8 protein-coding genes are annotated in these 9,066 nt (G+C 54.0%); 5 read left to right on the top strand and 3 right to left on the bottom strand.

Going from position 1 to position 9,066, the window contains the following annotated elements; all coding sequences use genetic code 11:
- Window positions 1-95: 95 nt before the first annotated feature.
- A complete protein-coding gene (locus AC1DUO_RS22145) occupies window positions 96-1,400 on the top strand; it encodes an Nramp family divalent metal transporter (RefSeq protein ID WP_013576862.1) in 1,305 nt (434 codons plus the stop codon).
- Between the two features lie 11 nt (window positions 1,401-1,411).
- Here the strand turns inward: AC1DUO_RS22145 and AC1DUO_RS22140 are convergent, their stop codons facing one another.
- From AC1DUO_RS22140 to AC1DUO_RS22130, 3 genes are read right to left on the bottom strand one after another with little or no spacing between them, the layout of a single operon-like run.
- A complete protein-coding gene (locus AC1DUO_RS22140) occupies window positions 1,412-2,374 on the bottom strand; it encodes a lysylphosphatidylglycerol synthase domain-containing protein (RefSeq protein ID WP_015690358.1) in 963 nt (320 codons plus the stop codon).
- Window positions 2,374-3,621: a cardiolipin synthase ClsB gene (gene clsB, locus AC1DUO_RS22135; protein WP_015690357.1), complete on the bottom strand. Its 1,248-nt coding sequence runs from the start codon at window positions 3,619-3,621 to the stop codon at window positions 2,374-2,376. The genes AC1DUO_RS22140 and clsB overlap by 1 nt, the downstream gene beginning before the upstream one ends.
- Window positions 3,618-4,379 carry an endonuclease/exonuclease/phosphatase family protein gene (locus AC1DUO_RS22130; RefSeq protein WP_013576859.1) on the bottom strand — a complete coding sequence of 254 codons (762 nt, stop codon included), beginning with the start codon at window positions 4,377-4,379 and terminating at the stop codon, window positions 3,618-3,620. Before AC1DUO_RS22130 ends, clsB begins: the two co-directional genes overlap by 4 nt.
- Window positions 4,380-4,664: 285 nt before the next feature.
- On the opposite strand from AC1DUO_RS22130, the gene rbsK reads away from it, so the two are divergent.
- The 4 genes from rbsK to AC1DUO_RS22110 all read left to right on the top strand — a co-directional run bounded on the left by rbsK (window position 4,665) and on the right by AC1DUO_RS22110 (window position 8,902).
- Entirely contained in the window at window positions 4,665-5,879 is a 1,215-nt protein-coding gene (gene rbsK, locus AC1DUO_RS22125) for a ribokinase (protein ID WP_013576858.1), read from the top strand.
- Window positions 5,880-5,973: 94 nt separating this feature from the next.
- Entirely contained in the window at window positions 5,974-6,903 is a 930-nt protein-coding gene (locus AC1DUO_RS22120) for a dihydrodipicolinate synthase family protein (RefSeq protein WP_015690356.1), read from the top strand.
- Between the two features lie 172 nt (window positions 6,904-7,075).
- A complete protein-coding gene (locus tag AC1DUO_RS22115) occupies window positions 7,076-7,573 on the top strand; it encodes a NanQ anomerase/TabA/YiaL family protein (RefSeq protein WP_041673240.1) in 498 nt (165 codons plus the stop codon).
- A gap of 15 nt (window positions 7,574-7,588) precedes the next feature.
- Window positions 7,589-8,902, top strand: a complete 1,314-nt coding sequence (locus AC1DUO_RS22110; protein WP_187514592.1) for an MFS transporter — start codon at window positions 7,589-7,591, stop codon at window positions 8,900-8,902.
- Window positions 8,903-9,066 lie beyond the last annotated feature (164 nt).

Here is a 9,066-nt window from a genome sequence, read left to right as displayed (position 1 = left end):
AACTAAGCTTGCACTATAGAGTATAGCCGGTGCTATATTCGTCTTTGCCGGATAAAATTCACACAAAAATAACAAGCAAGAACAGGGCGGGCAGTATGCGTGGAACAGGCCAGACTTCTTCTCTAACCGACAGAACCAATGCGGCGATTGCTAACGCCATGTCCGGCCGCAAACGCGGCCTGATGACACCGCTGTTGTTTGCGGGGCCAGCGGTGATCGCCTCGATCGCCTATATGGATCCGGGTAATTTTGCGACCAATATTCAGGCTGGCTCGCGCTATGGCTACGCGCTCCTGTGGGTGGTCGTCATGGCCAATATGATCGCCATGCTGTTTCAGGCGCTCTCCGCCAGACTGGGGATCGTCACCAACAGAAATCTGGCGGAAATGTGTCGCGACCAGTTCTCCAGACCCGTGGTTTGGGGGATGTGGGTGGGCAGCGAAATCGCCGCAATGGCGACCGATCTGGCCGAATTCCTCGGGGGGGCTTTAGCCCTGTCGTTACTGTTCCATATGCCGTTACTGGCCGGGATGGGTATCACGGCGCTGGTTACCTACGGCCTTTTGATGGTGGAAAAGCGTGGTTTCCGCCCTGTTGAGCTGATGATCGGCGGGTTAGTGGCGGTGATTGCACTGTGTTATCTGGTTGAAATGTTTATTGCGCAGGTTGACTGGGCCGCAGCCGGTCTGGGCATGGTGACACCGCAACTGCCCGACGCGCAGGCGCTGACCATTGCCGTGGGGATCATCGGAGCCACCGTGATGCCACATGCGATCTTCCTGCACTCGGGGCTGACTCAGCACCGTACCCATGCCAGGAATCCGGGCGAACGTCGTACACTGCTGCGTTTTTCCAATATTGAAGTGGTGATCGCGCTGACCCTCGCCGGATTGGTGAATATCGCGATGGTGATTATGGCCGCCAGTGCCTTCCATGCCGGCCACAGCGATGTGGCGGAAATCGAAACGGCTTACCATACCCTGACTCCGCTGTTGGGGGCGGGGGCGGCAGGTTTCTTCCTGCTGTCATTGATTGCTTCCGGTATTTCCAGTTCAGTGGTAGGCACTATGGCAGGCCAGATGATCATGCAGGGCTTCGTCGGTTTTCGCATTCCGGTCTGGTTGCGCCGTCTGGTCACCATGATCCCTGCGTTTATCGTGGTAGCAATGGGCGTTAATGCCACCGACGCGCTGGTATACAGCCAGGTGGTGCTCAGCCTGGCGTTGCCTGCGCCGATGATTGCATTGGTGATATTCACCAGCCGTCGCGACATCATGGGGGAGTTTGTTAACAGCCGCCTGACTGTCGTGACTTCCATCATCGGCACCGTGGTGATTGTGGCGCTCAATATCATCCTGCTGCTGCAAACATTTGGCGTGAATATCCCCGGTCTGGAATAAAGCCAGAAGGCTTACTTCGCCATCGCCTTCTGGTTCTTCGCCCGCAATTTCTTCGCCCGACTCTCCAGCATCAAATAGCACACCAGCGCCAGCAGCAGCGGCAGGAAGTAGTAGAGCATACGGTAGGCCAGCAGGGCGGCGATAATCGTGCCCTGCGACGTATGTTCTCCGGCCAGCAGGGCGATAAACACCGCTTCCAGCACGCCGATCCCCGCCGGAATATGCACAATAACCCCGGCGATACTGCTGACTAACAGCACGCCCAGCACAAAGAAATAGTTCACATCCTCGCCTAACAGCAGCCAGATAATCGCCCCCATGGCCATCCAGTTGGCGCTGGAAATTACCATCTGCGCCACGGCAAATTTAAACGACGGTAGCACCAGTTTTTGCCCTTTCACCGTCATATGGCGGCGTTTAGCATAGGCGCAGAACCAGACGTAAGTGGCCACCATCGCCAGCAGCACAATGCCCATAATGCGCAGTGTGCCTTCGTCGATGTACCAGTGCGAAGGCAGCTCCACGACGCCGAAGGTGAAGATAATTCCGCCGAGCAAAATATAGCCAAGCCAGTTGGTGGTAATGCTCAGTGAGAAAATGCGGGTGATCGTGGCGCCGGGCAGACCCAGGCGGGAGTAGAGCCGGTAACGCATGCCGATGCCGCCAACCCAGGTGCTGAGCGTGAGGTTAAAGGCGTAGCAGATAAATGACACCAGCATCACCTGACGGGCCGCGAGTTTGTGCCCGCAATAAGCGCGCGCCAGCAGATCGTAACAGCCGTACAGCAGATAGCTGATGATCACCAGCACCACTGATATCAGCAGTGGCGTGCGGTTGTAATTGCGAATGACCTTCCACACGTCTTCCCAGTTGACCGTGCGGGCGTAAACCACCAGCAGCACAGCCACGGCGATAAAGAAAATCCAGGTGAGTATTTTTTTCGCCAGACGCCACTTCGGATGTGATGCAGACATTATGATTTCACCTCTGAATTCTCTGACGTCACCCGATCCTGCGTTTCAATTTCGGGTTGTACGGGCGGCTTTACCTGGGCAAGCCTTGGCGTGTGCGCCGGTAGCCAGCCGACCATGGCCGGAAATTTACGCAGGAAGTGAAACGCCACCACGCTTTTCGCCAGGTTCCACCAGGTGCGTTTCGGGGCCATAGTTTGATCTACGCGCTGGCAGTCTCTGGCGATAATACCGTGCAGGTTCTCGCGCAGCGTCTGGTTAAACGTCCGGTCGTGGATAATCAGATTGGCTTCAAGATTGAGCGACAGGCTCAGCGGATCGAGATTACTGGAGCCGATCGTCGCCCAGTGAGCATCCATCAGCGCGACCTTGCCGTGCAGCGGACGACGGCGATATTCATACACCTGCACACCGCCTTTCAGCAGATAGTTGTACAGCAGCTCTGCACCGACTTTTACAATCGGCATATCCGGCTCGCCCTGCACGATGAGTTTTACCTGCACGCCGCGGCGGGCTGCATTGCGCATGGCGTGAAGCAGACGGTAACCAGGAAAGAAATAGGCGTTGGCGATAATCACTTCGCGCCTGGCGCTGGCCAGCATTTTCAGATAGTGACGCTCAATATCATCCCGGTGATCGTCATTATCGCGCCAGACAAACAGCGCCTGCGCCTCGCCGGGATTGCGATTTTCCGCCGCATGATAGCGGCGACGTTGCTGCCACCATCGGTGGGTATGCGCATGATCAGGCAGATTTTCCAGCTCAAACTGCAAAATGTCATCCACCACCGGGCCTTCCACCCGTACGGCGTAATCCTGCTTGGCCTCGGGACCGTAATCGGACATGTGCTCGGCGGAGTAATTAATCCCGCCGACAAACGCCACTGTATTGTCGATGACAACAATTTTACGGTGCATACGGCGGAAGAGATTGGTTCGCATACCGAACAGCGGCGGGCGCGGGTCGTAATAGCGAAACACCACGCCTGCTGAAGTCAGTTCGCCGACGAAATCATCGCTCAAATCAGGCGATCCGTAGCCGTCGAGCAGCACTTCAACCCCGATACCGCGCTGTGCGGCGCGCAGGAGCACCGCGTGTAACTGGCGACCCACGTCATCTTCAAACCAGATAAAAGTTTCGAGAATCACTTTACGCTGAGCGTTATCGATAGCGTCAAATACCGCCGGGTAATATTCGTCGCCATTTTCCAGAAGCTGGATGCGGTTGCCTTCCCGCCATGCGGTTTTCATAGATGGATCTCCGCGCTTAACGGGGCATGATCGGACAGATGACGCCAGTTACGCAGCGGCAGCACCGCAGGCGCGCTGGCATTGGCATTTTTCACATAGATTCTGTCAAGACGCAGAAGCGGCATCCTGACCGGGAAAGTGCGCGCCGGGCGGCCTTTTGCGCGGGTGAAAATCTCATCGAGTCCCGCCTGTACTTTAAGCGGGCGATTGGCTTTTTGCCGCCAGTCGTTGAAATCGCCCGCCACCAGCACCGGTTCTCCCTGCGGGAAAGCGTTAACCCAGTCGGCCAGCATCTTGAGCTGCGCCTGGCGGTGCGCTTCGCGCAGACCCAGATGTACGCAAATCACGTGGACAGGAGACCCAAGCTGCGGGGGCACGATACGGCAGTACAACAGGCCGCGATTCTCGCTACCCGCGACCGACACGTCGCGATTCTCGTAATGTTCAATGGGATAGCGTGAAAGGACGGCATTGCCGTGATGACCTTCCGGGTAGACCGCGTTGCGCCCGTAGGCGAAGTCGCTCCACATGGTGTCAGCAAGAAACTCGTAATGGGGGGTGTCCGGCCAGCTTTCCACATGCAACGAATGCACATCATGTGCGCCCGTCACTTCCTGCAGGCAGACGATATCGGCACCGACGGTGCGTACCGCGTCGCGCAGCTCGGGTAAAATGAAACGTTTATTAAACGCGGTGAAGCCCTTGTGAGTATTAATCGTCAGTACTTTCAATGAAAATTGCGGTCTTTGTTGGGTCATTCTTTATCCTGCCAGCGTCACTATCCTGATGAAAATAAAGTATAGTTTCTGTTACGAAAAGAGGCGGCGTCATGTGTGTCCGGGTGAAACGAGCACCGGGGTAATGCGCGCCCTCTTTTGACAGCCCCTCACTTTCGATGGCTCTTTTCTGCTCCTTTCTTCTCACTTCGCCAAATCAAAAATTCCCATTTTTGTTTACTTCCGTTTTGCTGGTTAAGCTATGAGCATCATCACTCTTTAATCAGTTTCGTGCACTTATTCTGAATACAGAGAAGGCGGGTGGATATGTTTCTTGAAGAACGTCGGCAGCAAATCCTGGAATATCTGGATAAAAACGAGCGGGTAAAAGTGGAGGTTTTGGCGTCCCTGTTTGCGGTGACCAGAGAGACCATTCGCAGTGATCTGAATGCTCTGGCGGCTGAAAAATTGGTTCAGCGATGTCATGGCGGTGCAATGGTGATACGGCGGAGTTTGCAGTCAAAGCTAATTGCTGACACCGGTGGCAACTTTGAAGTGTTGCTGCAACGGCTGCAGAGTCAGAAAAGAAAGCAGAGCGTACAACAGGGGAAAGGAAAGAACATGAAAGGTAAGGTTTGCATTCTGGGTTCATTTAACGTCGATATCGTGGCGAAGGTTGAACGTTTTCCAAAAGGCGGAGAATCCCTGTTGGCGTTGGGCAGCACGCTCGGCCCGGGCGGCAAAGGGGCGAATCAGGCCACGGCGGTCAGTCGTGCGGGTGCCAGAGTGCATTTCGTTTCCAAGGTGGGTAAGGATCAGTTCAGCCAGTTTGCTTATGATCACCTGACCTCCTCGGAGATCCACTCCTTTACCCTTTATCAGTCGGACACTGAGCCGACCGGCAACGCCATCATTTATGTCTCGCAGGAAAACGGCGAGAACATGATTGCCATTTATTCCGGTGCCAATAAAACCATCAGCGAAGACGAAGTGGCAGCGATTGCCCCCGAACTGGAAGATTCGGACGTGCTGCTCGTACAGCTCGAAAACAATTTTGCCGCTACCCTGAGCGCGATGAAATTGGCCAAAGCGCTGGGCGTGAAGGTGATTCTCAACCCGGCCCCTTTCTCGAGCCATGCGCTTGAGTGTCTTGAATATGTTGACGTTATTACACCTAATGAAACTGAGGCATCGCAGCTTTCCGGCATTGACGTGAAGGATTTAGCCAGCGCCAAAGAGGCTGCACAGCGTATCGTCAGCCAGGGGGCGAGGCGGGTGATTATTACCATGGGATCGCGCGGCGCGTTGCTGTTTGACGGTAATCAGTTCCAGCACATTCCGGCCTTCCCGGCGCTGAGCGTTGATACCACCGGTGCAGGCGATGCTTTCAACGGCGCGCTGGCCTCAAGTATTGCCAATGGACAAAGTCTGGTTCAGGCGGCGACCTATGCCGCGGCGTTTGCCTCGCTGGCCGTCGAGCGTGAAGGTGCATCAAACATGCCTGATAAGGCTCAGGTTTCAGCACGTCTGGCGCAGCGATAAATGCTGCGGTAATTCTTTAGTTTCTTGTGACGGTCGCTGCCTTGATGCATTGAGTTTAGCGGCCACGTAATCGATTCCGTCTTAAGGAGCAGTCATGACTAAAAGTATTGAAGGCATCGTGCCGGTGATGTTGACCCCTTTCACCGAAGACAACCAGATTGACTATCCGGGCCTGACCCGTTTGATCGACTGGTATCTTGAGAAAGGTGTAGATGCGCTGTTCGCCGTGTGTCAGTCGAGCGAAATGCAGTTTCTGACCCTCGAAGAGCGCGTTGCGCTGGCCGGGTTTGTGGTGAAGCACGTTGCGGGGCGCGTGCCGGTGATTGCCTCGGGCCATATCAGTGATGATATCAATGACCAAATCAGTGAGCTGAGTGCGATGGCGAAAACCGGAGCCGACGCACTGGTGCTGGTCACCAACCATCTCGATCCGAAAAATCAGGGCAGTGAGACCTTCTTTGCCACCCTGGATAAGTTGCTGAGTGCCTTGCCTGAATCCATGCCGCTGGGTTTGTATGAGTGTCCTGCACCGTATCGCCGTCTGCTGACCGACGAAGAGCTCACTTACTGCGCCAACACCGGCCGCTTCGTTGTACTGAAAGACGTGAGCTGTGACCTGGCAACCGTTACCCGCCGCGTGAAGCTGGTGGCAAATACGCCGTTGAACATCATTAATGCTAATGCCGCGATTGCTTATCCGGCGATGCTGGCGGGGTCTAAAGGATTCAGCGGCGTGTTCACCAATTTCCACCCCGAGCTTTACAGCTGGCTGTATCACAAGGCGGCAACCCAGCCGCAACTCGCCGACGAGTTAGCCATTTTCCTGTCGCTGGGCGCGGTGACTGAAACACTGGGGTATCCGAAGAATGCCAAGATTTATCATCAGCGACTGGGCACTTTCGACAGCGAGTTCTGCCGTGTGAATAAAGACAATGTGCTGGAAAAGTTCTGGGGGCTGACCGTATTGCTGGATCAAATTCACAGCGGCACGGCGCTGTGGCAGAAAAAAATCGCCGCCGTATAAGGTGAGATAGCCATGAGTGAGTGATGCGGATGAGTTGCCATCTTATCCGCTGATTAATGGCCTGGTCGGATATTCTATGCACATGATGCTGCTGCCAGGCCGTCAGTTTCAAATCTATAACCTTTTTAGCCGTAATCCGACCCTGAATATAAATATAAAAGGATTATTCAACATGATCGTATGTTGCCTGAGAGACTGGGAACGTGAAAAATTCGCTTTCCATCCGATTATTAATAAAGGTATTGAGTATATTACTCAAACCGATTTTACCACGCTGACACCAGGGAAATTCGATATTATTCCGGACAAGATGTTTTGCCTTCTCCAGGAAATGAATACCGTTCCTGCTCATGAAATGCGGGCTGAGTCACATTTCAGGTTTGCAGATATTCAATTTCTCTTGCAGGGAGAAGAAACCATCGGTGTGGCGCGCGGTGCGGCGGAGCACGAGGTGGCAGAAGACCGGGCGGAGAAGCACGACATCGTGTTTTATCAGGAAACGAATAATGAATCGCTGATTCGTTTGGAACCCGGCATGTTTGCCGTTTTCTTTCCGCAAGATTTACATCGCCCTTGCTGTAATACCCGAAGTCAGTCTTTTATTCGTAAAGCTGTGATTAAAATTCACCTGAGTCTGTTCAATGATGACTTATTTATGAATAACCAATAGTGGATAATTAAAATGATGAAAGACGCTACCTCTCCTCCCGATACATCTTTGGTTAAAACGGCTGCTCCTGTTGTTTCACGCTTGCGCTGGGGCATTATTTTTATTTTGTTAATGGCGGCGGTCATTAATTATCTCGACCGTGCCAATTTAAGTATTGCTAATACCACCATTGCGAAAGAGTTTGGTTTCAGCCAGACGGAAATGGGCCTGCTGCTGTCTGCTTTCCTGTGGCCATATGCGCTGGCAAACCTGCCTGCGGGCTGGTTGGTTGACCGTTTCGGTCCTAAAAAAATGTTCTCGTGGGGCGTGGGGCTGTGGTCCACCTTCACGGTGATGGCAGGTTTCGTTAATGGTTATTCCATGTTCTATGCCCTGCGCATGCTGCTGGGTATTTCCGAATCACCGTTCTTTACCTCCGGCATCAAGATTACTCACCGCTGGTTCTCTGATAAAGAGCGCGCGCTGCCGACCTCCATCATCAATACCGGTTCGCAGATTGCCAATGCCATTGCACCGCCAATCCTGACCGTGCTGCTGTTAACGCTCGGCTGGCGCGGCATGTTTATCGCCATTGGCCTGGCGGGGATCCCGCTGTTGCTGGTATGGCTGAAATTTTACCGCAATCCGACCGAGCGCGAAGAAAAGGTGATCCACGCCAATTCTCAGCTGGTGCAGCAGTCGGTGACCGAAGTTAACGGCAATAACAAGGCGAGTTGGGGAGCGTTGTTCAGGCATAAAACCACCTGGTTTATGGTGATCGGCAACTTTTCTATCATGTTCACTATCTGGGTTTACCTGACCTGGCTGCCGGGCTACCTGGAGAAATCGCTGGGTTTTAGCCTGAAACAAACAGGCTGGCTGGCGGCCATTCCGTTCCTGGCGGGGATTTTAGGTGTGCTGTGCGGCGGGGCTATCTCTGACCGTCTTATCCGTCGCGGTGTGAAGACGATTACCGCGCGTAAGGTGCCGATTGTGGCCGGGGCAGCGCTGGCGGCCTGCTTTGTGGCGCCGATTCCTTTTGTGCACAACACAACACTGAGTATCGCGCTGCTGTCAGTTGGCTACTTCTTCTCGCAACTGCCGCAGGGTGTCATCTGGACGCTGGCCTCAGACATTGCGCCGAAAGAGCAGGTGGCATCGATGGGCGCCATTCAGAACTTTGGTGGTTTCCTGGGGGCGGCCTGTGCGCCGATTGTCACCGGGCTTATTCTGGATGCAACCGGGCAGTTCACCAACGTCTTCTTTCTCGGCGCCGGTCTACTGATGCTGGGCGCGTTAAGCTACGGACTGTTCGTGAAAAAGCCTATTTTGGTGACAATGTCGAAATAGCGACAATCGTAAACTTCATTAAACGCCTGGCTATCGGGGCGTTTAATGAGTACGGGTTTCCCATGTTTCGCCTTTTGACACACTGAAGACAGTATGGAGAGTCCGCATCTCTGAAAGCAAAAAACCCGCCATAGGCGGGTTTCTTTAAATAGGGTGCCCGGACC

The organism is Rahnella sp. P4_A8, from assembly GCF_056402435.1.
Note: the sequence above shows the minus strand (reverse complement) of the source record. Positions and strands in the feature narration are given on the sequence as shown.

Bases quoted from the DNA above. Each gene is read 5' to 3' on its own strand.
- AC1DUO_RS22110 (WP_187514592.1), top strand. From the start codon at position 7,589: ATGAAAGACGCTACCTCTCCTCCCGATACATCTTTGGTTAAAACGGCT.
- AC1DUO_RS22130 (WP_013576859.1), bottom strand. From the start codon at position 4,379: ATGACCCAACAAAGACCGCAATTTTCATTGAAAGTACTGACGATTAAT.
- rbsK (WP_013576858.1), top strand. From the start codon at position 4,665: ATGTTTCTTGAAGAACGTCGGCAGCAAATCCTGGAATATCTGGATAAA.
- AC1DUO_RS22145 (WP_013576862.1), top strand. From the start codon at position 96: ATGCGTGGAACAGGCCAGACTTCTTCTCTAACCGACAGAACCAATGCG.
- AC1DUO_RS22115 (WP_041673240.1), top strand. From the start codon at position 7,076: ATGATCGTATGTTGCCTGAGAGACTGGGAACGTGAAAAATTCGCTTTC.
- AC1DUO_RS22140 (WP_015690358.1), bottom strand. From the start codon at position 2,374: ATGTCTGCATCACATCCGAAGTGGCGTCTGGCGAAAAAAATACTCACC.
- AC1DUO_RS22120 (WP_015690356.1), top strand. From the start codon at position 5,974: ATGACTAAAAGTATTGAAGGCATCGTGCCGGTGATGTTGACCCCTTTC.
- clsB (WP_015690357.1), bottom strand. From the start codon at position 3,621: ATGAAAACCGCATGGCGGGAAGGCAACCGCATCCAGCTTCTGGAAAAT.